Source organism: Rheinheimera sp. SA_1 (assembly GCF_001669775.1).
Classification (GTDB): Bacteria; Pseudomonadota; Gammaproteobacteria; order Enterobacterales; family Alteromonadaceae; genus Pararheinheimera.
Genome location: NZ_LXWK01000015.1, coordinates 412,726 through 439,651 on the forward strand (window position 1 = coordinate 412,726; position 26,926 = coordinate 439,651).

General features: G+C 50.7%; 27 protein-coding genes. 11 read left to right on the forward strand and 16 right to left on the reverse strand.

What is annotated here, in order from left to right:
- Positions 1-11 precede the first annotated feature (11 nt).
- The 3 genes from A5320_RS09090 to A5320_RS09100 all read left to right on the forward strand — a co-directional run bounded on the left by A5320_RS09090 (position 12) and on the right by A5320_RS09100 (position 3,304).
- Entirely contained in the window at positions 12-1,052 is a 1,041-nt protein-coding gene (locus A5320_RS09090; protein ID WP_231916695.1) for a Kelch repeat-containing protein, read from the forward strand.
- Between the two features lie 83 nt (positions 1,053-1,135).
- Positions 1,136-2,860 carry a proline--tRNA ligase gene (locus A5320_RS09095; protein WP_068063665.1) on the forward strand — a complete coding sequence of 575 codons (1,725 nt, stop codon included), beginning with the start codon at positions 1,136-1,138 and terminating at the stop codon, positions 2,858-2,860.
- 117 nt (positions 2,861-2,977) lie between these two features.
- A complete protein-coding gene (locus tag A5320_RS09100; RefSeq protein ID WP_231916696.1) occupies positions 2,978-3,304 on the forward strand; it encodes a DUF6170 family protein in 327 nt (108 codons plus the stop codon).
- A 57-nt stretch (positions 3,305-3,361) separates the two neighbouring features.
- On the opposite strand, the gene A5320_RS09105 is transcribed toward A5320_RS09100, so the two are convergent.
- The 11 genes from A5320_RS09105 to ccmA form a co-directional block, all read right to left on the reverse strand.
- Positions 3,362-4,876 carry a peptide MFS transporter gene (locus A5320_RS09105; RefSeq protein ID WP_068063667.1) on the reverse strand — a complete coding sequence of 505 codons (1,515 nt, stop codon included), beginning with the start codon at positions 4,874-4,876 and terminating at the stop codon, positions 3,362-3,364.
- Positions 4,877-5,262: 386 nt separating this feature from the next.
- Entirely contained in the window at positions 5,263-6,054 is a 792-nt protein-coding gene (locus tag A5320_RS09110) for an MlaA family lipoprotein (protein ID WP_068063669.1), read from the reverse strand.
- 4 nt (positions 6,055-6,058) lie between these two features.
- Positions 6,059-7,336 (reverse strand): c-type cytochrome biogenesis protein CcmI, encoded by a 1,278-nt coding sequence (gene ccmI / locus A5320_RS09115; protein ID WP_068063671.1) that lies wholly within the window; start codon positions 7,334-7,336, stop codon positions 6,059-6,061.
- Positions 7,333-7,815: a cytochrome c-type biogenesis protein gene (locus A5320_RS09120; RefSeq protein ID WP_068063673.1), complete on the reverse strand. Its 483-nt coding sequence runs from the start codon at positions 7,813-7,815 to the stop codon at positions 7,333-7,335. The genes ccmI and A5320_RS09120 overlap by 4 nt, the downstream gene beginning before the upstream one ends.
- Position 7,816: 1 nt before the next feature.
- Positions 7,817-8,386 carry a redoxin family protein gene (locus A5320_RS09125; RefSeq protein ID WP_068063675.1) on the reverse strand — a complete coding sequence of 190 codons (570 nt, stop codon included), beginning with the start codon at positions 8,384-8,386 and terminating at the stop codon, positions 7,817-7,819.
- On the reverse strand, positions 8,379-10,382 hold the full coding sequence (locus A5320_RS09130; RefSeq protein ID WP_068063677.1) for a heme lyase CcmF/NrfE family subunit: 2,004 nt from the start codon (positions 10,380-10,382) through the stop codon (positions 8,379-8,381). Before A5320_RS09130 ends, A5320_RS09125 begins: the two co-directional genes overlap by 8 nt.
- Positions 10,379-10,918, reverse strand: a complete 540-nt coding sequence (ccmE, locus tag A5320_RS09135; protein ID WP_082971647.1) for a cytochrome c maturation protein CcmE — start codon at positions 10,916-10,918, stop codon at positions 10,379-10,381. Before ccmE ends, A5320_RS09130 begins: the two co-directional genes overlap by 4 nt.
- A complete protein-coding gene (gene ccmD, locus A5320_RS09140; RefSeq protein ID WP_068063679.1) occupies positions 10,915-11,166 on the reverse strand; it encodes a heme exporter protein CcmD in 252 nt (83 codons plus the stop codon). Before ccmD ends, ccmE begins: the two co-directional genes overlap by 4 nt.
- 4 nt (positions 11,167-11,170) lie before the next feature.
- Positions 11,171-11,920, reverse strand: coding sequence for a heme ABC transporter permease (locus tag A5320_RS09145; protein ID WP_068063681.1), 750 nt, complete (start codon positions 11,918-11,920; stop codon positions 11,171-11,173).
- Between the two features lies 1 nt (position 11,921).
- A complete protein-coding gene (gene ccmB, locus A5320_RS09150) occupies positions 11,922-12,587 on the reverse strand; it encodes a heme exporter protein CcmB (protein WP_068063683.1) in 666 nt (221 codons plus the stop codon).
- Positions 12,581-13,192 (reverse strand): cytochrome c biogenesis heme-transporting ATPase CcmA, encoded by a 612-nt coding sequence (ccmA, locus tag A5320_RS09155; protein WP_068063685.1) that lies wholly within the window; start codon positions 13,190-13,192, stop codon positions 12,581-12,583. The genes ccmB and ccmA overlap by 7 nt, the downstream gene beginning before the upstream one ends.
- A 102-nt stretch (positions 13,193-13,294) precedes the next feature.
- On the opposite strand from ccmA, the gene fliK reads away from it, so the two are divergent.
- The 3 genes from fliK (at position 13,295) to A5320_RS09170 (ending at position 16,057) form a co-directional block, all read left to right on the forward strand.
- Complete coding sequence (gene fliK / locus A5320_RS09160) at positions 13,295-15,265, forward strand: flagellar hook-length control protein FliK (protein ID WP_068063686.1); 1,971 nt, start codon at positions 13,295-13,297, stop codon at positions 15,263-15,265.
- Positions 15,262-15,615 carry an EscU/YscU/HrcU family type III secretion system export apparatus switch protein gene (locus tag A5320_RS09165; RefSeq protein ID WP_068063688.1) on the forward strand — a complete coding sequence of 118 codons (354 nt, stop codon included), beginning with the start codon at positions 15,262-15,264 and terminating at the stop codon, positions 15,613-15,615. The genes fliK and A5320_RS09165 overlap by 4 nt, the downstream gene beginning before the upstream one ends.
- Positions 15,616-15,862: 247 nt before the next feature.
- A complete protein-coding gene (locus A5320_RS09170; RefSeq protein WP_068063690.1) occupies positions 15,863-16,057 on the forward strand; it encodes a hypothetical protein in 195 nt (64 codons plus the stop codon).
- A gap of 264 nt (positions 16,058-16,321) precedes the next feature.
- Here A5320_RS09170 and rluB read toward each other — a convergent pair whose 3' ends face one another.
- From rluB to rnm, 5 genes are all read right to left on the reverse strand, one after another.
- The gene (gene rluB / locus A5320_RS09175; RefSeq protein WP_068063692.1) at positions 16,322-17,263 is read right to left on the reverse strand and encodes a 23S rRNA pseudouridine(2605) synthase RluB; all 942 of its coding nucleotides are present in this window, start codon (positions 17,261-17,263) and stop codon (positions 16,322-16,324) included.
- A 94-nt stretch (positions 17,264-17,357) separates the two neighbouring features.
- Positions 17,358-17,963, reverse strand: a complete 606-nt coding sequence (gene scpB, locus A5320_RS09180) for an SMC-Scp complex subunit ScpB (protein ID WP_068063694.1) — start codon at positions 17,961-17,963, stop codon at positions 17,358-17,360.
- 42 nt (positions 17,964-18,005) lie between these two features.
- Positions 18,006-18,851, reverse strand: coding sequence for a segregation and condensation protein A (locus tag A5320_RS09185; protein WP_068063696.1), 846 nt, complete (start codon positions 18,849-18,851; stop codon positions 18,006-18,008).
- Positions 18,852-18,854: 3 nt separating this feature from the next.
- Positions 18,855-19,475, reverse strand: a complete 621-nt coding sequence (locus A5320_RS09190) for an L-threonylcarbamoyladenylate synthase (protein ID WP_068063698.1) — start codon at positions 19,473-19,475, stop codon at positions 18,855-18,857.
- A gap of 108 nt (positions 19,476-19,583) precedes the next feature.
- Positions 19,584-20,483: an RNase RNM gene (gene rnm / locus A5320_RS09195; protein WP_068063700.1), complete on the reverse strand. Its 900-nt coding sequence runs from the start codon at positions 20,481-20,483 to the stop codon at positions 19,584-19,586.
- 532 nt (positions 20,484-21,015) lie between these two features.
- Between rnm and A5320_RS09200 the strand changes: the two genes are divergently transcribed.
- Genes A5320_RS09200 through trpB form a run of 5 tightly spaced genes read left to right on the forward strand, consistent with a single transcriptional unit; the run spans position 21,016 to position 26,916 of the window.
- Positions 21,016-22,608 (forward strand): anthranilate synthase component 1, encoded by a 1,593-nt coding sequence (locus A5320_RS09200; RefSeq protein ID WP_068063701.1) that lies wholly within the window; start codon positions 21,016-21,018, stop codon positions 22,606-22,608.
- Positions 22,605-23,264, forward strand: coding sequence for an aminodeoxychorismate/anthranilate synthase component II (locus tag A5320_RS09205; RefSeq protein ID WP_068063703.1), 660 nt, complete (start codon positions 22,605-22,607; stop codon positions 23,262-23,264). The genes A5320_RS09200 and A5320_RS09205 overlap by 4 nt, the downstream gene beginning before the upstream one ends.
- The gene (gene trpD, locus A5320_RS09210; RefSeq protein ID WP_068063705.1) at positions 23,261-24,313 is read left to right on the forward strand and encodes an anthranilate phosphoribosyltransferase; all 1,053 of its coding nucleotides are present in this window, start codon (positions 23,261-23,263) and stop codon (positions 24,311-24,313) included. Before A5320_RS09205 ends, trpD begins: the two co-directional genes overlap by 4 nt.
- A complete protein-coding gene (gene trpCF / locus A5320_RS09215; protein ID WP_068063707.1) occupies positions 24,297-25,676 on the forward strand; it encodes a bifunctional indole-3-glycerol-phosphate synthase TrpC/phosphoribosylanthranilate isomerase TrpF in 1,380 nt (459 codons plus the stop codon). Before trpD ends, trpCF begins: the two co-directional genes overlap by 17 nt.
- A complete protein-coding gene (gene trpB, locus A5320_RS09220) occupies positions 25,669-26,916 on the forward strand; it encodes a tryptophan synthase subunit beta (RefSeq protein WP_068063708.1) in 1,248 nt (415 codons plus the stop codon). Before trpCF ends, trpB begins: the two co-directional genes overlap by 8 nt.
- Positions 26,917-26,926 lie beyond the last annotated feature (10 nt).

Here is a 26,926-nt window from a genome sequence, read left to right on the forward strand (position 1 = left end):
TCCTCCCGGCCGTGACCACCTTATTGCTGAGCGTCGCTGCGACAGCCGCCACCTTGCCGCCGCTACCAGAACCGGTCAGCAATCAGTTGGTGTTACAAACAACGGTTCGCGCTAAAAGTTATCTGGTGAGTTTTGCTGGATTGGGCGCTGAAAAAACCGCAGCTTCCAGCCATAACAAAGCCTGGCAGCTGACCGAAGGCAATGCCATGTGGCAACCGGTTGCTGCGGTGCCTAATCAGGCGCGAAAATCCGGGCGTTTAGCCGCGACTGGCCTCGCCATGTCCAACAACTTCTTTATCTTTAGCGGTTACAGCGTCGCAGCAGATGGCACTGAAACCACGCTGACCGATAGTTACCGGTTTAGCCCTATTACCCAAACCTACACCAAATTGCCCGATATGCCAGTGCCGGTGGACGACAGTCTGGCAGTCAGCTATCAGGATCGGTACATTTACCTCATCAGCGGCTGGCACAATGATGGCAACGTTAATTTGGTGCAGGTGTTTGATAATTTCAGCCAAAAATGGCAACAGGCCACACCGTTTCCAGGCACCCCGGTGTTTGGTTTGGCCGGTGCTGCAGTTGGCAATCAGCTGCTGGTTTGCGATGGCGTTAAATTAAATTATGCCGCTGACAAACGCAGTTATGCCATGGAAAGCCAATGTTACCTTGGCGCTGTAGATGCTAAATCGGCACTGAAAATTAACTGGCAACCCATCGCCCACCACGGCCAGCCAGCACGTTATCGTCAGTCAGCTATTGCAGTCACACTGAACGACGAACCAATGATTGCTTTGATCGGTGGCAGCGAAAACCCGTATAACTTCAATGGGATTGGTTACAACGGCACCGCATCCGAACCCAGTGCAGCAGTTTATGTTTATGCGTTGAAGCAACAAAAATGGCTTCGAGCTGAGGCAACGACAGCAGTGATGGATTTACGCAGCTTAGTCAGCATCAATGGCGAGATTTACAGTGTCGGCGGTATGCTGGCCGGACAAAATGTCACGCCGCAGCTGATTAAACATCAGATTAAACTTCTGCCCGAGTAAAGGCCTTGTTAGAATAAGGTCATTGGCACCCATAAATTATATGCCCAACTTGATTGGGCTTCATCAGACACAGTGGAAAGGTTATGCGCACCAGTCAGTATTTAGTCTCTACCTTAAAAGAAACCCCGGCCGATGCCGAAATTATCAGCCATCAACTGATGCTGCGCGCCGGTATGATCCGCCGCGAAGCGTCCGGCATGTACACCTGGTTGCCGACTGGCCTGCGGGTGCTGCGCAAAGTTGAGAACATTGTTCGCGACGAAATGAATAAAGCAGGCGCACTTGAAGTGCTGATGCCGATGGTGCAACCGGCTGAACTGTGGCAGGAATCAGGGCGTTGGGAACAAATGGACGCCGAGCTTCTGCGTTTTAAAGACCGTCACCAACGTGATTTTGTGCTTGGCCCAACGCACGAAGAAGTGATTACCGATTTAGTTCGCAAAGAAATCAGCAGCTACAAACAGCTGCCAATTAACTTATACCAAATTCAAACTAAATTCCGTGATGAGCGCCGTCCGCGGTTTGGTGTGATGCGCGCACGCGAATTTTTAATGAAAGATGCTTATTCATTTCATTTAAGTCAGGAAAGCCTCGAGCAGACTTACCAGACGATGTATCAGGCTTACAGCAACATTTTCACCCGTTTAGGCCTGGATTTCCGCCCAGTGCTGGCCGATACCGGCGCCATTGGTGGTGCGGTTTCGCATGAATTCCATGTACTGGCCGCTTCCGGTGAAGATGCGATTGTATTCTCTGACGAAAGTGATTACGCCGCCAATATTGAAAAAGCCGATGCACTACCGCCAGCAGTCGCTCGCCCTGCTGCCACAGCCGCGGTTGCAGAAGTTGCAACACCAAATGCCAAAACCATTGCTGAAGTGTCGGCGCTGCTGAATATCGATGCGACTCATATTATCAAAACCTTGCTGGTGCATGCCGCCAAAGCCAACGAAAAAGCCCCACAAGGCTTGGTTGCGCTGGTGCTGCGCGGCGATCATGAACTCAACGAAATCAAAGCTGACAAACATCCGCTGGTGGCATCACCGCTGACCTTCGCTACGGAAGCAGAAATTCTGGCGGCCACTGGCGCTACTGCAGGCTCAATTGGTCCGGTTGGTTTAACCATCCCGGTGATTGTTGACCATTCAGCTGCAGTGCTGGCCAATTTTGTCACTGGCGCCAACAAAGATGGTTTCCATCTGACCGGCGTTAACTTCGACCGTGATATCGCACAGTATCAAACTGCCGATTTACGCAACGTAGTCGAAGGCGACCCAAGCCCATGTGGCAAAGGCAAATTAGTGGTAAAACGTGGCATTGAAGTGGGTCATATTTTCCAGCTCGGCGAAAAGTATGCCGCGGCGATGAAAGCCGGTGTGCTGAACGAAGAAGGCAAACACCAAATCATGACCATGGGTTGTTATGGTGTCGGTGTATCGCGCATTGTTGCGGCCGCTATCGAACAAAACCACGATCAATATGGCATCAGCTGGCCAGATGCAATTGCGCCATTCCAGGTCGCGATTGTGCCAATGAATATGCACAAATCGGTACGCATTCAGGAAGCGGCTGAACAGCTTTACAAAGAGCTGACCGCTGCTGGGTTTGAAGTGCTGTTTGACGATCGCAAAGAGCGGCCGGGCGTGATGTTCGCAGATATGGAGCTGGTCGGTGTGCCACATCATATTATTATTGGTGAGCGGAATCTGGACGAGCGGAATGTCGAATACAAAAACCGTCGCACTGGTGAAAAAACGGTGCTGAATCTGGATGCGGTACTGGCTGAACTGCAGCAAAAGCTGAAATAACAAATTTGGGTTCAGAGCGCGACTCTGATCCCGGTAACAGCAAAGCCCGAAATCAAATTACTTGAGATCGGGCTTTTTGTTACGCCCGTAGCCCTTATAACAAAGAGCAAAGTGAGAATGAACATGTTGTATTGGAATAGTCAGTCGCTGCCTGAACTCAAAGGCCTGAATTTTCGCGAGCGGATGGCCGTGATCCGCCGTGCCAGCGATTTATTGCCGGTACCAAAAAAGTTACTGCTGAATGTGTTAAAGCTGCTGGTATTGATCCCGCCTTTTTTGGCGATTGCTCGTGCCGCAACTATTCCTGAAGCGTTATTGTGGGCTGTGCTGCTAGTGCTGGTGTATCCATTGCTGACCCGACCATTAACTTTTTTGTTAGTGGGCCCGCAGCTACGTCAGGCGAGGCATCAACTGCAATTCACCGCATCAAATTCCAACGAATAAGACGAATAAAAAAGCCGGCAATTTTCAGCCGGCTTTTTCATGACCAATATCAAAGTGTTACTTCACGCCATGCATCAGTTTGTTGATCAATGGCGAAATCAGCAGCAGCACAATGCCGGCGCCTAACAACAGATAGAAGCTGAAGCTAAAACCAGCTAGTGCCGAATCAATCGTCATGCCGGTTTCGCCGGAAATTTCACCTGCCAGCAAACCAGACAAGTTGTTGCCGGTTGCGACCGATAAGAACCAGGCGCCCATCGCCAGACCAACCACCCGCGCCGGAGCCAGCTTGGTGACCATCGACAGACCAATTGGCGACAAGCACAGCTCACCAATCGATTGCAGCACATAACAAGCCACCAGCGGCCACAGCGGAATTAAACCATCACCAGTGACCAAATTAGTCAGTGCGTACATCAGCACCACAAAACCCAGTGCGTTGCCGAGTAAGCCCAAACCAAATTTAAACGGAATACTTGGCTCTTTTTTCTTGCTGGCTGTCAGATACCAGACATAACTCAGTACCGGTGCAAATGCCAGAATCGCCAGCGAGTTAATACTCTGGAACCAACCGGTTGGGAAGATAAAGCTGCCATCGCCAAACATATCGCGATTCACCAGATTCTGCGCCAGGAAGTTAAACGAACTACCTGCTTGTTCAAAGAACATCCAGAAGGTGACGTTAAAACCAAATAGCACTAACAAGGCAATCACACGATCAAGCTGCACCCGGCCGGTCTTTTTCGCTTCAACCAACAGGTAAATCGCCACCGCAATAAACAACAGACCTAATAACCACGCCAGCGCCTGCGCACCAACAAAGGCCATCAGCGCATAAACCGCCGGAATAGCCACAACAATACCGATGATGGTTTTCAGCATGTTATTGCCAGCTGGTGGATCTTCCGGCAGTAAGCCGGTGCCTTTGAGTTGGGCCCGGCCAATAAAGAACCAGATGGTGCTGATTAACATACCGACACCAGCAGCACCGAACACCACTTTATAATTCTGATGTTGCGGCGTACCGAAAATTTCAGAGGCCAGATAGCCAGTGGCTAACGGCGCCAGGAAACCACCTAAGTTGATACCCATGTAGAAAATGGTAAAACCACGGTCACGGCGGTCGTCATTCTGCGCATACAGCTTACCGACCAACGACGATATATTCGGCTTAAACAGACCATTACCGACAATCACTGTCGACAGGCCGAGTAAAAACAGTTGCTGATTTGGCAGCATTATCATAAAGAGACCGAGCGACATCACCACAGCGCCGAGCAGAATCGACTTCTGATAACCAATGATCCGATCCGCGACATAACCACCAAAAATCGCGGTGGCATACACCAGTGCTAAATAAGCACCATAAGTGCGGCTAGCGTACCCTTCGCCACTGGCATCACCGGCAAAAAATTGCGCCACGATATATAAAGTTAAGGCCCAGCGAATACCGTAGAACGCAAAACGTTCCCAGAACTCGGCCATAAACAACATCCATAACGGTTTTGGATGGCCCCATAAGGTATCAAATTCTGGCTGGATAGCAGTGGCAGTTGTTGAACTCTGACTCATCGGATCGCTCCTTTGCAGCTTGTCAGGCACAACATTGCCACCAGCGTGAGGGCGCTGATCTTAGTAGGCATGCTGGTATTTCCTGTTTCTAATAATTATCTGTAAGTTGAGGGTATTTGTTTTTGACAGCCGTTTATACCGCACCGACCGCCAAATGAAAAGGGGCAGTCCAGATGGATGCCCCTTTTTGCCGGATATTTCACCAATATCCCCTTCATCCTTGAAGCTGCGGGGTTGTTGGCCGCCTTCTATCACTGGAGCGCCAGCCCGGCCCGTCACATAGGACAACTATGCTCCGGGTCGGACTGGCGCTCCAGACTCTTTCAGTTGCCGCCTACCCACATCGTCAATGATTTTGGGTATAAACTCATTTTCAGACGACCGGATCACTCCAGAAACTCTTCCAGTGCGGCTTCGTCGACTTCCTGCTCTGGCGGATTACCGTCATACAGCTGATAGTCCTGGCGTTGGAAGTAAGCGTCTTTGACAAATGCATAAGGATCTAACGAGTCATTGAGCAGTTTTTCCTGCGCCATTAACGCTTCACGACCCGACAATGCGCCGATGGTAAACTTGGCAATGGTCTGTGGCGTGTTTAGCACTGACATCGGGAAATACAGGTTGTCGACCAGCTCACCGGTAAAATTTCGTACTGTCGTAGGACCGCGCGCTGGGATCATCAAAAATGGCCCCTGCCCCACACCCCAGACACCCAGCGACTGACCAAAATCTTCTTCTTTGACATCGAGGCCCATAGGGGTTGCCACGTCAATAAGACCAACTAAACCAACGGTGCTGTTCACCAGAAACCGGCCAGCACTGATGGCAGAATGTTTCGGTTTGCCTTGCAACAGGCCGTTCACGAAGTTCGCCGGTTCATTCAGGTTATTCACCAGGTTCGATAAACCAGTACGGGCTGGTTTTGGGACCACTGTCATGTAACCAACAGTCGCTGGACGCAACACATATTCGTCGAGATAATCGTAGTTGAAAGTCCACATTGAGCGGTTAAACGACTCAAACGGGTCGCGCTCATCCTGATAAACCGCAACCTGAGCATTTTCAGCAGCATTTACCGGCTCAACACTGGTTTCGGCCGCGGTATGTTGCGGCTTGCTGCTACAGGCGGCCAGCGAAAGCAGCGCTGTCGCCAGTGATAATTTAATGATTGAATTCATCCATTTACTCCATTGTTAAACTGAGCTTGACCGGGCCTTTGCTCAGATCAAGCACAGCGGATTGCACTTCTGGATCGCCCGCAGTTTTGGTGACTGCTCCTGATTGGCTCAAACGGGCCGATACCATAACCTCATCGACATTATCCAGACCCCAACCGGCTTGCATCACCATAGCTGAAGTCAGTTCAATCTGTTGCGTACCCGCTTTCACAGGTAATTTCTGGACTGCTAACGGCATCGGCGAACCAGCGACCGCTTTGGCCACCACAAACAAGGTGGCGTTGGCAAATTTTGTGGCGAGCTCCGGCGGTATCGTCAGCTCTAAACTGATACGCCGACCAGCCGTTGGCAGATCTGATTTTTCATTGGTTGCAGTCGCGGTACTATTTGCCAGCGGATCAGAATTGGTACTGTTCGTTGCTTGTTCGGCGTTATTCGCTGCAGGCAACTGCGCCAGCTGTTGCTCAATCATACTGCGTCTTGGGTCGTCAGCCGGAATTTGTGCCAGCACCACCTGCCAGGCGGCTTTTGCTTCGGCAAAATCCCCTCGTTCCTGAGCAATCAATGCCAGCATCGCCAGTGCATCCTGATTTCCCGGGTCAACTTCCAGCACCCGCCCCAGACTACGGGCGGCTTTTTGCAAATTTTCCGCACTTTCAGTCACCAACAGTGCCTGGGCGTAACTTAACAGCAGATTACTGCGGTCAGGAGTCAGACTCAGTGCGCGTTCGAAAGATTCAATGGCTTCATCGACTAAACCTTGTGAGAACCAAATCCGGCCCAATACAAACCAGGCGACCGCGTCATCGCCTTCGTTAGCGAGTTTGGTGCGAAGTGCCAGCCCAAACAAAGTCATCTCTGCTTCGGACAGCGGCTCGCCTTTATTCAGCAATGAACGCTCGCCGTATGACGGTAGATTCTGTTGGGCGGTTTCCCAGTCTGTTAGCTGCTGGTAATGGCCGTTCAGGCTGTAGCTGATGGCCACCACCAGCACGACCACCGTCAGCATGGTAAATTCGAGCTTAAAGTGGCGCTTCTCCGGGGTGGCCTGCCGTTGTTGCTCCAGCACCAGAAACTGGCTTTTCAGCTCAGCAGCAGCAGTGGCAAAATCTTCGTCGGCCAACTCACCATAGTCCCGCGCTTGTACCAACAGTTGTAGCCGTTCGCGAAATAATTCTTTTTGGCTTTGATCTGCGGTGGTTTTTGCCCGGCGCGGCCAGAAAATCAATACCGCTGCAGATAACAGTAACATCAGCGCAGCAAAGATCAGGTTCAATATCATACTGGTTTATCCCCGGCGCTTGCTTTGACGGCAACTTCATCGATCATGGCTTGAAGTTCAGCATCAAGCTCTGATGAAACATCGTCATTGACCAGCATCTGTTGCTGGTTATTTTTTCGAAGCACATACAAGCCCATCCCCAGCACTAACAAGGCTGGCAATAACCACAGCCAAATGGTGCTGAGTTGCAGCGGTGGCTGGTAATGCACAAAGTCACCATAACGAAGTTTCATATATTCAATCACCTGGGTTTTATCTTGCCCTTGCTGCACCAGCTCATAGGTCTTTTTGCGCATATCAACCGCCACCACCGCATTTGAATCAGCGATATTCTGGTTTTGGCATTTGGGGCAACGCAGTTCATGCGTCAATTCGCGAAACAGTGCCTGTTGTTTGGGGTCGGCAAAAGGTAAAATCTCTTCAGCAGCCAGCGTCGGCAATGTGGCGAAAAAACACAGTAAAAGCATAACTATACGCATGTTATTTCCTCACCAGTTGCTGATAAGCTTCCGCCAGCGCCGACCAGTTTTGCGGGTTAATATCTCCGACATGATGAGCGCGGATCACGCCATCGGCATCCACCAAAAAGGTTTCAGGGGCACCGCTGACGCCTAAATCAAAAATCAACGTCCGATGTTCGTCCAGCAAATTAAACTGGTAAGGATCGCCTTGCTCGGCCAGCTTTTGCTGCACGTCTTGTTGCAAAGCCTTCAGGTCAAAGGTTTCACCAAAAGCGGCGTCCAGCGGCTGCACATAATACAAACCAACAATCCGTACCCCTTGCTGGCGCAGCTGCGTTAGAAACGCCAGTTCAGCATTACAGGTTGGACACCAGGTGCCCCAGACATTCAGGAAATATGGTTCACCTTTAAGCTCATCTGCCGTCCAGCGTTTTTCCGGTTGCATCAAGTCCGGCAACTGAAACTGTGGCAATTGTCGCTGCACCAATGCCGAACCATGTTGGCGTGGATCAGAAAACAAACCACTGAACAGAAACATGCTGAGGCCTATAAAAAGCGCAAAAGGAATAAAAAATAACAACTTACGCATTGGCTGGCTCCTGCGATTGCTGCGGTTCCAGCGTCTGCTCTGGCTCTTGCAGCGGAGCAGCGACAAAGCTGCGCCGATAGCGTTTATCCAGCAATGCAATCAAACCACCCAACGCCATCAATAAACCACCGAGCCATATCCAACGCACAAACGGCTTTACATAAACCCGCACTGACCAGGACGGCCCCGCAATTTCCTCACCTAGCGCCACAAATAAATCACGGCTGAGTCTGGCATGCACGGCAGCTTCGGTCATCACGGTTTTTTGGATCGGATAAAAACGTTTTTCGGCGTGCAGCTGGGCAATCGGCTGCCCTTGTTCGGTTACCGCGATTTCAGCTGCCTGACCACCATAATTAGCGCCTTTGAGTTCATACACATCCAGCAGCTTAAACTCATAACCGCCAAGTGCTGCAGTGTCGCCAATTTTCATCCGCACGTCGGTTTCAATGCTGAGCGTCTTGGTCATCGCCACGCCAATCACTAACACCGCAAAACCGATATGAGCGATAGTCATGCCCCAATGGCTGGCCTGCAACCGGCCAAAACCAGTGCTGATGCCGCCAAGTTGTTGCATACGCTGCCAAACTTCACCAATCGCTGACATCCCAACCCAGGCACCAAGCAACATGCCGAGCAATGCCAGATTGGCTGCCAGTTGCTGGGTTAAAGTCAGATAGCCAAGTGCCAGGGTTAATGCTGCCAGTGCTACCAGCGTCAAAGGTTTCAGCAACGGCGGTAACGTCTGTTGCTTCCAGCGCACCCAGGGACCCATGCCCAGCAGCAAACTGAATGGGATGGCTAAGTAAAAAAACATCTGATTAAAAAACGGCTCGCCGATAGAAATGGAACCCAGGCCCAACTCTTTGTGAAACAACGGATACATGGTGCCAAGGAACACTACCAGCGTTGCCGTCAGCAAAAATACGTTATTGCCCCATAGCAGTACTTCGCGACTGAACAGTTGATACCGCGCTTGCGAGCGCACCGCATTCATCCGCAGCGCGTATAAAAACAACGAACCGCCAACCACCAGTAATAAAAACACCAATAAATACAAACCACGACTTGGATCGGTGGCAAAAGAATGCACCGACACCAGCACACCGGAGCGCACTAAAAATGCGCCCATCAGGCTTAAAGAAAATGCGGCGATGGCCAACAGCACTGTCCAGGATTTAAAAGTGCCACGTTTTTCAGTCACCGCCAGCGAGTGCAATAACGCAGTCCCCACCAGCCATGGCATAAAGGAGGCATTTTCAACCGGATCCCAGAACCACCAGCCGCCCCAGCCAAGCTCGTTATAAGCCCACCAACTGCCAAGCATGATGCCCATGGTCAGAAACATCCAGGCCGCTAAGGTCCAGGGTCTGGCCCAGCGCGCCCAGGTACTGTCAAATTTACCGCCGATCAGTGCAGCGATGGCAAACGCAAAAGTCACCGCAAAACCAACATAACCCAGGTACAACAACGGCGGATGCACGATCATGCCAAAATCCTGCAGCAGCGGGTTTAAATCACGGCCTTCAACCGGATAAAACGGCAAACTGCGGGCAAATGGATTAGACATAAAAAGTGAAAAGGCGATAAAACCAAGGCAAATCAGCCCCAGCACACCCAGAATACGGCCTTGCATCAACAGCGGCAGTGATTTGGAAAAAAGCGCCACCAAGGCCGTCCACAACGTCAGCATACTGACCCACAGCAGCATAGAGCCTTCGTGCGAGCCAAAACTGGCAGTCATTTTAAAATACCAGGGCAAGGTGGTACTGGAATTACTGGCGACATTGATGACGGTAAAATCACTGTGCAAAAAGGCGTAAATCAGGCAGCCCATCGCAAAAGCGCTCAGCACAAACATGCCAATGGCCAACGGTTTGGCCAGTAATAACGCCCGTTGATTGGCGACAAAGCTACCGTATAACGGCACTACCGCCAGTAGCAACGATAACGCCAGCGCAAACGTCAGCGCCAGTTGGCCAATTTCTGGGATCATTGTTGTGCCTCAGCTACCGGTTTTGATTCGGCTTTGGCCGGGTATGTTTGTTGCGGGCTTGTTTGTTGCGGGTAAGTTTTCGAAGGTGGCACATGCTTAATCCCCTTCATCGCTGCAGCGACTTCCGGCGGCATATAGTCTTCATCATGCTTGGCCAGCACTTCAGTGGCGGCAATATTGGTGGCATCCAGCAAAGTGCCCTGCGCTACAATGCCCTGCCCTTCGCGGAACAAGTCCGGCAAAATGCCTTCATAATGCACAGTGACGATCGGCCCGGTATCGACCAAATCAAAACTCACTTTTAAGGTGGTTTCATCGCGTTTTACTGATCCTGGCACGACCATGCCGCCGATACGCAATCTTTGGCCCGGTACCGGTTTTACTTTGTCCTTGCCTATGCCGTCCAGCAACTGACTTGGCGTATAGAATAAATCGACATTTTCCTGCAATGCATACAACATCGCGCCAACAGCACCACTTAATAACAACAAAATGGCACTGACCGCCATCAGCCGCTGTTTACGTCTTGGATTCATGCCGACTGCTCCTGTGCTGACTGCTGCTTTGACTGCTGCTCAGACTGTTTAAGTAACTGTTGTTGCACCCGCAATTCCCGCGCTTGTTTCGCCGCGAGTTCCCGCAGCAATTGCCGGTGTCCGGCCTGACTAAACCACCATAGCAGACCCAGCAACGCAAAAGTAACGCCAAAAGATAACCAGACGAATAAGCTATAACCGCCCATCGCAAAAAACGCATTCCAGGAAGAAAAGTGTAACTCTGGCATCTACTTAACCCTCTTTCGCCGCTGAAGCGGTAAGTTGCCGCACCCAGGGCCGGTGTTGCTCATTTTGTAAAATGGCAGTTTTCAAGCGCAGACAGGTGAGCGCCGCCAGCCACAATCCAAAGGCCAAAATCGAAATGAGCAAAGGCCACAACATGCTGGCATCAATCGAAGGTTTGGCAAATTTAGTGATAGTGGCGCCCTGGTGTAAGGTGTTCCACCATTCGACTGAGAAGTGAATGATTGGCAGGTTAACAACGCCGACAACGGCCAGTAAAGCCGAAGCTTTGGCACCGGTCTGCCGGTCAGCAAAAGCGCCTGACAGCGCAATCACACCTAAATACAAAAATAACAAAATCAGCTCTGACGTAAGTCTGGCATCCCACACCCACCAGGTGCCCCACATTGGTTTGCCCCAGGCGGCGCCGGTGAAAAGCGCAATCACCGTAAATACAGCGCCAATCGGCGCTATAGCTCCAACGGCCCACTGCGCCGCTTTCACCTGCCACACCAGCGCAATCAAAGCGGCAATCGCCATGCTGCTATATGCGCCCATTGACCAAATCGCCGAAGGCACATGAATATGGATGATCCGGTAGCTGTCACCTTGCTGATAATCGGCCGGGGTAAAGGCCAGCCCCCACACTGTGCCTAGCAATAAAGTAGCCACAGCAGCGGTCATTAACCAGGGAAACCATAATCCGCAAATTCGGTACAATGTTTCTGGTTTTGCATATGGATCAAGCCACTTAAACATATCACCCCACGTTTAGTTTTAATGCTTTGAGCACGGCCAGCGGCACCAGTGCCAGCGCCAGACATAACATAGCGCTTAATACGGCCAGTTGTCCCGAATAGTCCAGACCAAGGCTAGCCTGATCTACTGCGGCACTGGCAAAAATAAGCAGCGGAATATACAAAGGTAAAATCAGTAAAGCCAGTAAAATGCCACCTTTGTCGGCAGAAAGTGTTAACGCCGCGCCAAGTGCCGCCAGCAAGTTCAACAGCGGCGTGCCAAGCAGCAAGGTCAACAACACTGCCAGCCAGGCCGCGGTATCCAATCCCAATAATAACGCAATCAGCGGCGAGATCAGCAGCAGCGGCAACGCGGTACTACACCAACTGCTGACAATTTTTGCCAGCACATATGCCAGCATCGGCTCTTCTGCTGCCACTAACTGTTCCAGCACACCCTGGCGAAAATCGTCTTTAAATAACCGTTCTGCCCCGAGCAACACACTGAGCAGAGCTGCAATCCAGATAATACCGGGGGCAATTTCCGCCAGCAAATTAGGCTTGGCACCGATACCCAGCGGGAACAAGGTTAACACGATCAGAAAGAACATCAGTGGATTCAGCCAATCGGCCTTTTGCCGCGCCAACAACCGCCATTCCCGCACAAAAGCTGCTTTAAACATCACCATCGGTAGGCAAGCTCCAAAAGTTGTGCGGCAGGAAAATGCTGGGTTAACGGCTGATGTGTGGTCAAAATAATGGCGCCGCCGTTCTCGAGGTGTTCGGTAAACTTGTGCTGTAACAGCAAAATCGCTGATTGATCCAGCGCGGTAAATGGTTCGTCTAAAATCCACAGTGGCCTGGTGGTCAGCCATAATCTGGCTAAGGACACCCGGCGCTGCTGACCCGCCGATAATAGCTGACATGGAATATCTTCAAGTCCAGCCAAGCCCAGAGTTGCCAGCACCTGAAAACCATCTGTTGCGGTAAAGCCAAAGGCTGCTTGCCAGAACTCTAAGTGTTCCAGGGCTGTTAATTGCGGTTGAATACCACTTAAGTGGCCAATAAAACACAGGTTTTGCGGGAAATCACCGTCAGCCAGCGGGAGGTTTTGCCAAAATACTTCGCCATCATCCGGCTGCGCCAGTCCTGCCAGAATGCGTAATAAACTGCTTTTGCCGGCACCGTTTTTACCACCAATCTGTAATAGCTGCCCCGCCGTCAATTGCAGGTTGACAGCTTCGAACAAAATGCGGTCCTGGCGAACACAACAAAGATTGCTGGCAGTTAACACGGGGTCGGCGCTACTCTTCTAAAAAACAGCGCGCATATTAGCATATTGGCAGTAGAATACGAATGCGCTATAACCTTGGTAGCACAGGTAACAGACAAAAATATGAACCAGATCAATCTTGATGCGTTATTACAGATTGGCTCCAGCAGGACGCAACCGAACCTGCAAAGTCTGAAACTTATGCCTGACACTTTGTATCAGGCGCTGCTGAATATTGGGTCGGATGGCAGTGGTCATTTGCATGTAGCAACCCCACAAGGCCCGGTACAAATTCAATTAACCCCACAACAAACTGCCTTGCTGTTGCAGGCCACTCCACAATCACCAGCGGCGTTGCAAAATCAAGTGGTCTCGAATCAGGCGCTGGCCACCCAGGTAACGTTAAATGGTCAGTTGCAAGGTCAGCTTTCCGGACAGAATGCTCACTCACCCGCAGCGCAACAACCGCCAGTAACCAACTCGCCACTGCAATTACAACTTCAGCTGCAGCCAGGCGCACAAGGCCAGCTACAGATCCAAAGCCAGCAAGCACCGGTGCATATTCCGCTGCAACCATCGCAATTAATGCAATTACTTGGCAGCCAACTGCAACAACCACTCGCAATGCTGGTGCAACTGCAACGCCAACAGCAACAATTAGTGATGACATTGCCAAATCAGCAGCAATTACAGTTACCAACCAGTTGGCTTGAAGGTGCGGCCGACTGGCCAGTCCAGCCACCAAAAATGGCACAGCTGACGGTGCAGTTAGTGCAAGGGCAAATAAAAATCAGTATCACTTTGCAGGATACTGTGCCAGAGCGGGACCAACCAAGTGCTGGCGCAGTGAAACCAGGGACAGACAAACAAAGTACTGTCGCCCTGCTGCCGGGTACCACAACGTCACCAACTGCGGCGGCCAGTCAGATCCACAAAACACAAGTGTTCACTGCTGTACAAACCACCGCCTTGTTACCGGTGCTGGCGAAAGCGCTGCAACCCAGTGCCATATCGTTAGATAACGGCCAGTTACAACTTGGTAAACTAGAATTGCCGCAAGCAAATAGCAAAGCCGGGACATTGCCAAACTGGCAACTCCAAGCGATGCCAGTCGCAGGAAAAAGTCCGACATGGCAACTGCAACTAACGGCTGACTCGGCCTCGGCGACACAGGTCAAAGTTGAAAGTACCGCGCTGAACAGATCTATTCAATGGCAACCATCACAGTCGGCGACAGCAGTCAATCCGCAGCAACAACCTTCGAAAATTACGGTTGATGTCAGCAATGCCTGGCGGCAATGGCTGCCCTTACAAAATCCCACAGTGGATCCTTTGCTGGAGTTGCCGGAATTGCCACCCGCTGTTCTGGCCATTTTAAAAGAACTCAAAGCACAGACCCTGGATAGCTCACGCCCTATTCAGCAAGCGCAACTGCAGCAACAACTAACCGCTGCGCTGCAGTTTAATCCACTGCAGCAAATCAGTCAGACCAACAGCAGCGCCAGCACACTGGCTGTTGCTTTACAGTTACTGCTCGGTCGGCTTGGTAACCAGCCGACAGCGGATGTGAAATCCAGTCCGGCGCAGCGGCTGCAGAACCTGGTGGCGCAGCTGGATCAAACCCAGTCCAGTCAATTGTTGAAGCAGCTCGCCGGACATGCCAGTAAAATGCAAGGCGCACAGTTTGCCACCGCCGAACAAGCACAATCACCACAGCAGCATCAGCAATTGTTTATTCAGCTACCCTTAGTACAACAAGGGGAAAGTCGGTTTGCTGAACTGGCTTTGACCGAGCGGGAAGCCGATGGCAAAGCCGGTGAAGCCAAACGCCAGCAATGGCAGTTGACGATGAAGTTTGATTTAGCCGATGCCGGTAATCTGTTGGTGCAGGTTCGATTAACCGGATTGGAAGTCAGCCTGCAGTTTTATGCTGAACAAGCACAGGTTGTCAGCAGCGCCGAGCAGTTTTTGCCGCTGTTAAAAGACCGGCTAAAAATGCAGGGGCTTGCGGTGACCGAAGCCCAATGCCAGCTCGGCAAAATTCCAGAGCAACTGTTTGCTCGCAGTAACAGTTTATTGGCGGTACGGGTATGACGGATAAACGTTACGACAAAGTCACTGTTGAACAACCTGCCAACAGCAAAGGCACGAATGAAAAAGCCGCGATTGCTCTGCACTACGACGGTCAATCAGCGCCAAAAATTGTTGCCAAAGGCCATGGCGAACTAGCCGATGAAATCATCGCGCTGGCGCGGGAACATGGCGTGTTGATCCATGAAGATGAAGAACTGAGTAAACTGCTGCGGCAGATTGAGCTTGGCGATCAAATCCCCAAAGAGCTCTACCTGCTGATTGCAGAATTGATTGCTTTTTCTTATGTGCTACAAGGTAAATTCCCGGATCAATGGACCAATATTCACCAGCGGATTGATTTAAAAACATAACAACCCGTTCAAAAACCGGTCGATGTTGCGGTACAGTCAATTCATATCTCTGTTGTTATCGTTTCGATTAACCAATTTTTGGAAATCAACTCCAAAAATCCAACTTTCTGGCGAGATCAGAAAAAATAAATTCACTTTGAAATTGTGCGCTTAGGGGCAAATGCAACTGGTCGGAGATCTGTAAAGCGAAAATCATCGTCTAACCTGATAAGTCTTAACTGAATATCAACTGAATGAGGACCAAGCGATGAATGTGCAGGATCTGAAACTCGGCATGTTGTGCCAAAGTAAAAAAGGCGTTGGAATCGTCAGCTGGATTGATGCTCAGGATCGAGCGGTGTACTTACAGGACATTCACGATAACCAACAGCATTTTGCCATCAGCTTTGAAGATTTGCAGGACGAGCCTCAGATCCATCAAGCTTCAGACACGTATTATTAATCAAATCGGTGGTTAACCGATTTTACAAATAACCCAATTTAGCGCTAATCAAATTCTCCGTTCATAAGCCTGTGTCGCAATTGGTGCAGGCTTATTTTTTGCACCTAACGCTGAACAGCTCTTAAAGACAACCTACCGACCAAGCAAATACAGCGACGGCCGCGAAGCCATTATTACAATCTTTGCAAACAAAACGGCCCGGCAGTGGTGAGCTGCCAGGCCGTTTTTTGATAACCAACTTATTTTTGGCGAAACGACCACCCATTAATCACGGGTACGTTTTTTACCTTTAAACACTGGTTTGGACGGCTTTTTCGCTTTGGCTTTTTGCTCTGCTTCTTTCTCAGCTTTGGCTTTTAATTCCGGATTTTTCAGCAAAATCTGATGCTTGCGTACAGCACGTTTGATCGATGCCATGCGGCGGCGACGCTCTTCTTTGTCTTCCGGTTTCGCCAGCGTTTCCGTTTCGTAATCCATATGCACTACTTTACGCAGATAGTTCACTTCTTCCAGCGCATACTCGGTGTAACCACCTGCTGGTAAGTGTTTTGGTAACATCAAATCGCCATAACGAACCCGGATCAAGCGGTTCACCACCGCACCTTGGGATTCCCACATCCGGCGCACTTCGCGGTTGCGGCCTTCAGTCAGCGTGACGTTAAACCACTTGTTAATGCCTTCGCCGCCACTGGCTTTGATTTTTTTAAAGGCTGCTTTGCCGTCTTCCAGCTCCACGCCGGTCCGCAGTTTCTGGATCATGGCGTCAGTCACATCACCAAACACCCGCACCGCATATTCACGTTCTACTTCGAACTTCGGGTGCATTAAGCGGTTGGCAAGTTCACCATCGGTGGTGAACAGCAGCAAACCAGAGGTGTTGATATCAAGCCGGCCTATGGCAATCCAGCGTGAATCACGGATTTTTGGTAAGCGGTCGAACACGGTCGGCCGACCTTCCGGATCGGTGCGGGAACAAATTTCGCCTTCCGGCTTATGGTAAGCAATCACCCGGCAAATCTGCTCGGCTTCCGAGGCCAGTTTTACCGGATGACCATCCACCCGTACCGCCTGCGTTGGCAACACGCGGTCACCTAAAGTGGCTAACTTGCCATCAATGGTGACACGGCCTGCACTGATCCAGGTTTCCATCTCACGACGTGAACCGACACCAGACCGCGCCAGTATTTTCTGTAATTTTTCACTCATCATTCTACTCCTCAGTCATCCCGACTGTGTTGGCAGTGGCTGCTAGCTTCGCCGTTGATAACAGCTTGGCTGTAGCACCTGGCGTGGCTGTCGCCTACTGCAAAGGTGTTGCATCTGCCACTGCGGTGGCAAAAAGAGCTTCAGTTTCCATGCTAAGCACAGATTGGGCTGAAAACTCGGTTAAGGCAGGTAACGACGCTAAGTCGGTTAACCCAAAATAATCTAAAAATTCTTTGGTGGTAGCGTACAAACCAGGCCGACCCGGCACTTCTTTGTGGCCAACCACTTTCACCCAGCCCCGATCAAGCAAGGTCCGCATGATCTGACTGCTTACAGTCACGCCACGAACCGCTTCAATTTCGCCGCGGGTGATCGGTTGACGATAGGCAATCAACGCCAAAGTTTCCAGTACCGCCCGCGAATATCGTGGCGAACGTTCCGGCCACAATCTGGCAAGATATTCGCTCCACTCGCTTTTGGTCTGAAAACGATAACCACTGGCGGTAGCAACTAATTCAATACCGCGCCCCTGATAATCCAGCATCAGCTGCTTAATCACCATCAGCAACCTTTTGTTGCTGATGGCAAAATCACTCAGCACCGTTGCAATCAGTTCATCCGCTGTCAATGGCCGCTCGCTGGCGAACAAGGTTGCTTCCAGTAATTGAGCAAGTTGACTGTCATTGATTTTGGCGGCCATGCAGGGATCCTGTAGGGATTGAGAGCCGGGTAACGGCGCGCATTATGCCAACTTCAGATGGATCTGACCATAGGCTTGTACTTGATCCAGTAAAACCAGCTTTTCTTTCACCAGTTCTAAAATCGCCAGAAAACTGACCACCACCCCAGCGCGGCCTTCTTCCAGGCTAAAACACTGCTCAAACACCAGATAACCTTCACTGGCTTTGAGCTGCTCTAAAATCCGGCTCATCCGCTCACGGGTCGATAGTTTCTCTTTGGAAATGTGGTGATGCTGAAAATCTTTTACTCTTTTGGCGACATCGGCCAAGGCTGCGACCAAATCCGCCAGCGATACATCCGGCAAAATCACCAAAGGTGCAAAGTTGGTCGCAAGGTCTGCTTTGACCAGAAAAAAATCCCGATCCTGGCGCGGCTGCGCATCCAAATCGGTAGCGGCTTGTTTAAATTGTTCATATTCCTGCAAGCGGCGAATAAGTTCTGCTCTGGGATCTAACTCGGCTTCCGGTTGATGCTCGTGGCGCGGCAGTAATAACCGCGATTTAATTTCCGCCAGCATCGCCGCCATCACCAGATATTCCGATGCCAGCTCAAAATTCATGCCCTGCATCAGGTCGATGTAATCCATGTACTGGCGGGTGATTTCATTGACCGGTAAATCGACAATATCGAATTTATGTTTGCGGATAAGATACAAAAGAAAATCCAGCGGACCTTCGAAAGCTTCAAGCAGTACTTCCAGTGCATCGGGCGGGATATATAAATCATCCGGCCGCAAATGCACCGCTTCGCCGCGGACAAAGGCCAGCGGCAATGGCGGCTGTACTGTTAGCGGTGGTAATGGCGCCAGTGGCAAAGGATCCGCTGCTGTATGCGTTTCGGTGCTCATCGGTTACAGAAACGGCCTGATATCACCGGCACCTTCCCGCACCACCACTGCAACATCGTCAGATAAATCAATGACGGTGGTTGGATTACCCGGCAATACACCGCCGTGCATAATGAGGTCGACCTGCTTTTCCAGTTGATCACGTAAATCTTCCGGGTCCGATTCAGTGAACTGCTGCCCCGGCAGAATTAAACTGCTCGACATCAGTGGCTCGCCCAATTCCTGCAATAACGCCAGCGCAATCTTGTGATCAGGAATACGCAGGCCGATGGTCTTTTTCTTTTCGTTAAGCAACCGTTTTGGTACTTCTTTGGTGCCACGCAGAATAAATGTGTAAGGACCCGGGGTATTGTTTTTCAACAACCGAAACGCGGTATTTTCCACTTTGGCATACACCGACAACTCAGATAAATCGCGGCACATCAGAGTTAAATGGTGATCCCCACTAATTTGGCGAATTTGTAAAATACGCTCCAGTGCGGTTTTATCACCGATATGGCAACCCAGCGCATAACCACTGTCGGTGGGGTACACCACCACGCCACCTTGTTTAATAATATGCACCGCTTGTTTAATCAAACGGCTTTGTGGCGTTTCCGGGTGGACGTAAAAAAACTGGCTCATGGCCTGCTCCCTGCCAGCCTTTGCCAGCTTAATGAAAGTTGTGTTTTATTAGCAATAGCAAGGATTTAGCGATTTTTCAAGCGCAGCGGTGCATCATCGGTACGTCGGCTAATTTAAAATAACCGGAGCATCACCAAGCGGAACTGAAGCCATTTCAGCAGCCCATAAGGCTTCGTTAAAAGTCCAGTCACGCCACAGCGGAATGATATCGTCGGTCATATACAATCCACGGCCAAGCTCGTTCCAGTCAGTCGGCTGATGAAAATCAGAGCCAACCGAAGCAGTCAATTCAAACAACTGGCACAAGCGCCAAATCTCACGCTTTTGTACCGGTGTTTGCTGCGGTGATGCCACTTCAGCCGAATCACCACCAGCCAATGCAAATTCGCGCACTAATTTTGTCAGCCACTTGCCATTGAGATTGTATTTCAGTGGATGCGCCAATACGGCAATGCCGCCGGCGTCGTGGATCCACTGCACTGCGGTGGCTAGCTCAACCCAATTATTCGGCACATAACCGGCTTTGCCCCGCGCCAGATATTTTTTAAAGACATTATTCAGTGAACTGGCTTTGCCAATATTGACTAAATGTCGGGCGAAATGGGTACGTGTTAACGCAGCGCCGTTGGCCAGCTCCAGCACGGCTGGCAAACAATCCGGCACCTGATACTTGGTCAATCGCCTTGCCATTTCCGTAGCTCTTTCCAGCCTGCGTTGCTGCTGGCTTTCCAATCGGCTTTGAAATTCCGGACAGGCTGGATTGATGTTAAGCCCCACCACATGAATTTCGAATTCATACCAGCTGGTGGAGATTTCGACGCCGTTGATCAATTGCAGTGGTAGCTGGGCTGCGGCAATTTCAGCATGTGCAGCGGCTAGACCGTTGGTGGTGTCATGATCGGTGATCGCCAGCACCTGCACTTTTTTCTCAACAGCGCGGCGGACCAGATCTTCCGGGCTTAACAGACCATCCGAGCAAAAGGTATGGCTATGTAAATCTATTTTCATGAACAAGTCCGGCGGTATTAAAAACTAACAATGAAAGCGACGGTACAGCGTATTGCCGCTTTTGAAGAAGCGCATTGTGCCATAATTCACCCCATCCAGCTGAATGTTTGTTGCCGCCGGCACCGTCACTCTCAGCATGAATGTTAGATAGGCACTTGCAGACTTTCAGACATCTAAACGTTTTATTTTCAATTTCCACAGATTTCGGCTTGACGCCCGCCCCTAAATTGAGGTTTTATAGCAGCATCATTTTTAGGGTGCTTTCTGATGTCTCAACTCTCAACGCAATTTACTCAGGCAATTAGCTGGTGGTGGCATACTCCTTAACGGGCGTGTGTTGGCGTTGTTTACCCTTAAATAATCCCAAGAAGCCCGTTTCAACGAACGGGCTTTTTTTTTGTAATTTTTCAACCAAGACGAGTACCAAACCATGAGTTCTATCATGTTAATTTCCTGGCGCTGGTGGCAATTCTCAAAGGCAAATTCAGGGCCCACTGTCGATGATTGTAAAAGCTAACTACAGGAATAATTTATGATTTTTAGTCACATCACCACCGAAATCGGTCAGGTTGCCAGCATTAGCCAAACCGTTCCATATCAGGCCGATCCTTTAGCCTGTTATCAGCAGCTTGCAGCCGACAGCCCTTATTCGCTGTTACTGGAATCTGCAGAAATTGACAGCAAAGACAATTTAAAAAGCCTGATGTTGATTGATGCCGCACTGCGGATTGAATGTCAGGGCGAGCAAGTCAGCATTACTGCCATCAGCGAAAACGGCGCTTTGTTATTACCTTTTATCGCCGGACAACTGGCCACGCGTGCCAGTATCAGTGGCAATAATCCACTGTTGATCAATTTTATGCGTCCGGATCCGCTGCTTGATGAAGACAGCAAACTCGTTGCACCCCATCCGTTTGACGTCCTGCGCACTTTACAACATCAGCTTAAAAATCAAAGTGATGAACCCTTTGCGATATTTTTAGGTGGGGTGATTGGCTATGACATGGTGGCGACAGTAGAAGAGTTACCCCAGGTGCCAACTGCTGAAAATCAGTGCCCGGATTATTTGTTTTATCTCGCCGAAACCGTGTTGGTGCTGGATCATCAAACACAGCAAAGCCGGTTGATTGGCAACATTTTTTGTGGCGATACCGCCATGGCCAACTGTTTTGTCGTTGGCAAACGTTTAGAGCAACTCAGTCAGGCGTTAAAACAACAACCGGTGTTTGTGCCAGCGACTGCCAGTATTTCAGTTTCGGCAGGAACGACCAGCGGCGCCATCGTTGATATCGCAGACAGCGATTTTGTGGCGCAAGTGGAAATGCTGAAACACAATATCGTCGCTGGTGATGTGTTTCAGGTGGTGCCAAGCCGTTGTTTTAGTTTGCCCTGCCCTTGCCCGCTCAGTGCTTATGCCAGGTTAAAAACCCAAAACCCCAGCCCTTATATGTTTTTCTTACAAGATCCAGCCTTCACGCTGTTTGGTGCTTCGCCAGAATCGGCACTTAAATTTGATGCACTAAGCCGTCAGGTAGAGATTTATCCGATTGCTGGTACTCGTCGCCGTGGTTTTAATGCCAAAGGTCAGATTGACCGTGATCTTGATAGCCGGATTGAGCTAGAACTGCGTCAGGACGAAAAAGAAAAAGCTGAACATCTGATGCTGGTGGATTTAGCCCGTAACGATGTAGCGCGCATTAGTGTGCCGGGCAGTCGTTATGTCAAAGAACTGCTAAAAGTCGACCGCTATTCGTATGTGATGCATTTGGTGTCACGCGTAGTCGGCACGCTCAAACCGCAGCTTGATGCGCTGCATGCCTATCAGGCTTGTATGAATATGGGCACTCTAGTTGGTGCACCGAAAGTTCGGGCGGCCGAACTGATCCGGCAAGTTGAAGGAAAAAAACGCGGCAGTTATGGCGGCGCTGTTGGCTATCTCGCTGGCAACGGCGATTTTGATAGCTGCATCGTCATTCGCAGTGCTTATGTCGCCAACGGTACCGCCTATATTCAGGCCGGCGCAGGCGTGGTCTTTGACTCCGTGGCGCAAGCTGAAGCCGATGAGACCCGCAGCAAGGCGCAAGCAGTGATTAGCGCCATTCTGGCTGCCGGAGGTGCCAAATGAGTACTTTAAATACGAACACCAGCACTGCTAAAACCATCGTTTACCTGTTGGATAACAAAGACTCTTTTACCTACAACCTGGTCGACGAACTGGCGCAGCTCGACTGCGAACTCAAGCTGTACCGCAACACCGTACCCGCAGCATTTATCTTCGACAAAATGCTGCAAGATCAACAAACAGACGCCAACATCGTGCTGCTGTTGTCACCTGGTCCTGGCGCGCCGTCAGAAGCCGGTTCCATGCCTGCATTAATTGCGCTTTGCGCCGGTAAATTCCCAATGTTGGGCATTTGTTTAGGCCACCAGGCTTTGGTAGAACACTATGGTGGCGTGGTGGGCCGGGCCGGTGAAACTGTGCATGGTAAAACATCGTTGATTGAGCTTACTGATCATCCGGTATTTGCCGGTTTGCCAAGACCCTTTCCGGTGGCGCGTTATCATTCTTTAATGGCCACCGAAATGCCTAATGCTTTGCAAGTGATTGCCAATTATCAACATATTCCGATGGCCATTGTGCATGAAACCGATTGTGCTTTGGGTTTTCAATTCCACCCGGAATCGATTTTAACCACTTTAGGTAAACCACTACTGGCGCAAAGTCTGGCGTACCTTACGCAAATTAGGACTCAAACACACATCGCCGGAGGTGCGGTATGACTGCAGTTTTAACCGAAGGCGCAACTTTTGTCGCTCAGCCTTTTTTGCACCAGCTACTTAGCGGCGAAAGCCTGAGTCAGCAGCAAAGCGAAACCTTTTTCAGCGCTGTCGCGCATGGTGATGTCGACCCGGTGTTGTTATCGGCGGTATTAATTGCGCTAAAACTTAAGGGTGAGACAGCTGACGAAATCGCCGGTGCGGCGCTGGCTTTTCGCAAGGCCGCCACCAGGTTTCCAAAAGTTAATTTTGCCAGTATTGATTGCTGCGGTACCGGTGGAGATGGCAGCAATACCATTAATATCTCGACCACCGCCGCGTTAGTGGCACCAGATTTTGGCCTGAAAGTGGCCAAACATGGCAATCGCAGCGTATCTTCGCAAAGCGGCTCTGCCGATTTACTGGAGCAGCTGGGTGTAAATATCCAGCAAAGCCCGGCAACAGCGGCAACTGCGCTTGATGAAGCTGGAGTGAGTTTTTTATTCGCGCCGCAGTACCATCCGGGCATTCGCCATGCGATGCCGGTACGTACCGCGCTGAAAACCCGTACTTTATTTAATTTATTAGGGCCACTGTTAAACCCGGTCGCGCCTAAGTTTCAATTACTTGGCGTGTACGATGCAGCGCTTTGCGATTTGATGGCACAAGCATTATTGCAACTGGGTGTCGAGCGCGCCTGGGTAGTACATGGCGCTGGTTGTGACGAAATCGCTTTGCATGGCGTGACCCAAGTGACAGAAGTGAAAGACGGTCAGTTGCACAAATTCACCCTCACGGCCGCCGATTTTGGCCTGGCACCAATTCAACTTAGCGATTTAGCCGGTGGTAAACCTGCCGAAAACGCGGCCGCCAGCCGGGCTATTTTACAAGGCTCAGCGCCTTTAGCCCATCTGGCTGCTATTGCTGCCAATGTCGCTGCAATGCGTAAAATTGCCGGACAAGGTGAAGATTTAGCCGGATTGACGCAGCAAGTGCTGCAACATTTACAACAAGGCAAAGCAGGTACAGCGCTGACGCTATTACAGGAGATCAGTCATGGCCAACGTGCTTGACACTATCATCAGCCATAAACGGTTGGAACTGGTGGCGCAAAAAGAACAACGACCGCTGGAGACTTTTCAGAGCGAAGTGAGGCCAACCTCGCGTAATTTTTTACAGGCACTGCTAAAACCTGGCGCGCGTTTTATTCTGGAATGCAAAAAAGCATCCCCCTCCAAAGGCCTAATTCGTGCCCATTTTGATTTGGACGAAATTGCCGCGGTGTATGGCAAATACGCCGACTGCATTTCGGTACTGACCGACAATAAATTTTTCCAGGGCAGCTACGGCTATCTGGCGCAAATGCGGTTAAAAGTGCAACAACCGCTACTGCACAAAGACTTTATTATTGATCCTTATCAGATTTACCTCGGTCGACTGCTGGGTGCCGATGCGGTGCTGCTGATGTTGTCGGTGCTGGATGATGCCGAGTACCGGCTGCTGGCGGATACTGCGCATAGTCTGAATATGACGGTGCTGACCGAAGTCAGTAATGAGCAAGAAACCTTTCGCGCCGTTGAACTAAAAGCTGAACTTATCGGTATTAATAACCGCGACTTACGTACACTGGAAACCAATCTCGAAACCAGTTTCCGGCTGGCACGGCTTGTTCCACCTGGAACTCCGGTTGTATCCGAATCCGGTATTTACCACAACCATCAGGTGCGGCATTTACGTAAAGTTGCCAAAGCCTTTTTGGTGGGTAGTTCGCTGATGGCACAGCCGGATTTAGAATCTGCGGTACGGGCTTTAGTGCTGGGTGAACACAAAGTGTGTGGCTTGACGACGCCGGAACAAGCGCAGCTGGTAGAACAAGCCGGCGCCTATTTTGGCGGGCTGATTTTTTATCCCAAATCACCACGTTTTATCAGTATGGCGCAGGCAAAAAGCATTATGGCCGCCGCCCCGCTGCGCTACGTTGGAGTTTTTGTCAATGAAGCGCTGGCGCAAGTAGCGCTAGTGGCTAAAGAACTAGGGTTGGCGGCGGTACAATTGCATGGTGACGAAGATGAAAGTTACCTGCATCAACTTCGGGAACTTCTACCAAAAGCAGTGCAGATTTGGAAAGCCTACCGGGTAAAAGACCGCTTGCCACAATTTAGTCGTTTTGCCGATCGTATTTTACTCGACAGTTTTACCCCCGGTATTCCGGGTGGCACCGGCCTGAAATTCGACTGGAGCTTATTGCAGCAACAACTGCTACAAAAACCAGTAATGCTGGCCGGTGGCCTGACTCCGGAGAACCTGACCGCCGCGTTGCCGCTGGCTATAGCCGGATTGGATATGAACTCGGGACTGGAGTCTGCCCCTGGGGTAAAAGACCCAGCCAAAATCGCCCTTGCCTTTTCACAGATCAGAGAATTCAGTTATGACTAAGCACACACTTAACCCTTATTTCGGCGAATATGGCGGCATGTTCGTGCCAGAACTGTTAGTTCCGGCACTGCGCCAGTTGGAGCAGGCCTTTATTGATGCCCAGGATGATCCGGCTTTTCACGCCGAATTTCAGCACTTATTAACCCATTATGCCGGCCGGCCAACACCGTTGACCTTATGCCGCAATATCAGCCCCAATCCGCTGGTAAAAATTTACTTAAAACGCGAAGACTTATTGCACGGCGGCGCCCATAAAACCAACCAGGTGCTGGGCCAGGCTTTGCTTGCTAAGCGAATGGGCAAAAAAGACATCATTGCCGAAACTGGTGCCGGTCAGCATGGTGTCGCCACGGCATTGGCCTGTGCGCTACTTGGGCTGAACTGCAAAATTTATATGGGTGCCAAAGATATCGAACGTCAGCAACCGAACGTGTTCCGGATGAAGCTGATGGGCGCAACGGTTATCCCGGTCACGGCCGGCTCCGGTACGCTGAAAGATGCGGTGAACGAAGCGATGCGTGATTGGTCGGGCAGCTATGCCACCAGCCATTATTTGCTGGGCACAGCGGCTGGCCCGCACCCGTTCCCAACCATAGTGCGGGAATTCCAGAAAATGATTGGCGAAGAAGCCAAACAGCAAATTCTGCTGGCCGAAGGTAAATTACCTGACGCTGTGCTGGCTTGTGTTGGCGGTGGTTCGAATGCGATTGGCATGTTTGCCGATTTTATTCCAGATGAACAAGTCAAACTGATTGGTGTTGAACCAGGTGGCATGGGCATCGACACCCATCAACATGGCGCGGCGCTATCGACCGGCAGTTTTGGCATATTGCACGGCGCTTATACCGCCATTATGCAAACCGCCGATGGCCAGATTGAAGAATCATATTCAATTTCTGCAGGCCTCGACTACCCGGCTGTTGGCCCGCAGCACACTTTTCTGGCATCGATTGGCCGGGCGCAATATGTCGCGATCAACGACGATGAAGCCCTGGCCGCCTTTCAGCTGCTGGCGAAAAACGAAGGCATTATTCCGGCGCTGGAAAGTTCACACGCCCTGGCGCACGCGATCAAAATGGCTGCTGCGGCCACTGAACCTACGGTATTACTGGTGAATCTGTCTGGTCGTGGCGACAAAGATTTAGGCCATGTGATGGCGGTGCTTGCTGAACAAAAAGCTGCTGAAGACAAACTGGCGGCGCAGCTGCAGGCGAAACAACAACAGCAGCAACAACAATAAATTTTGCGAA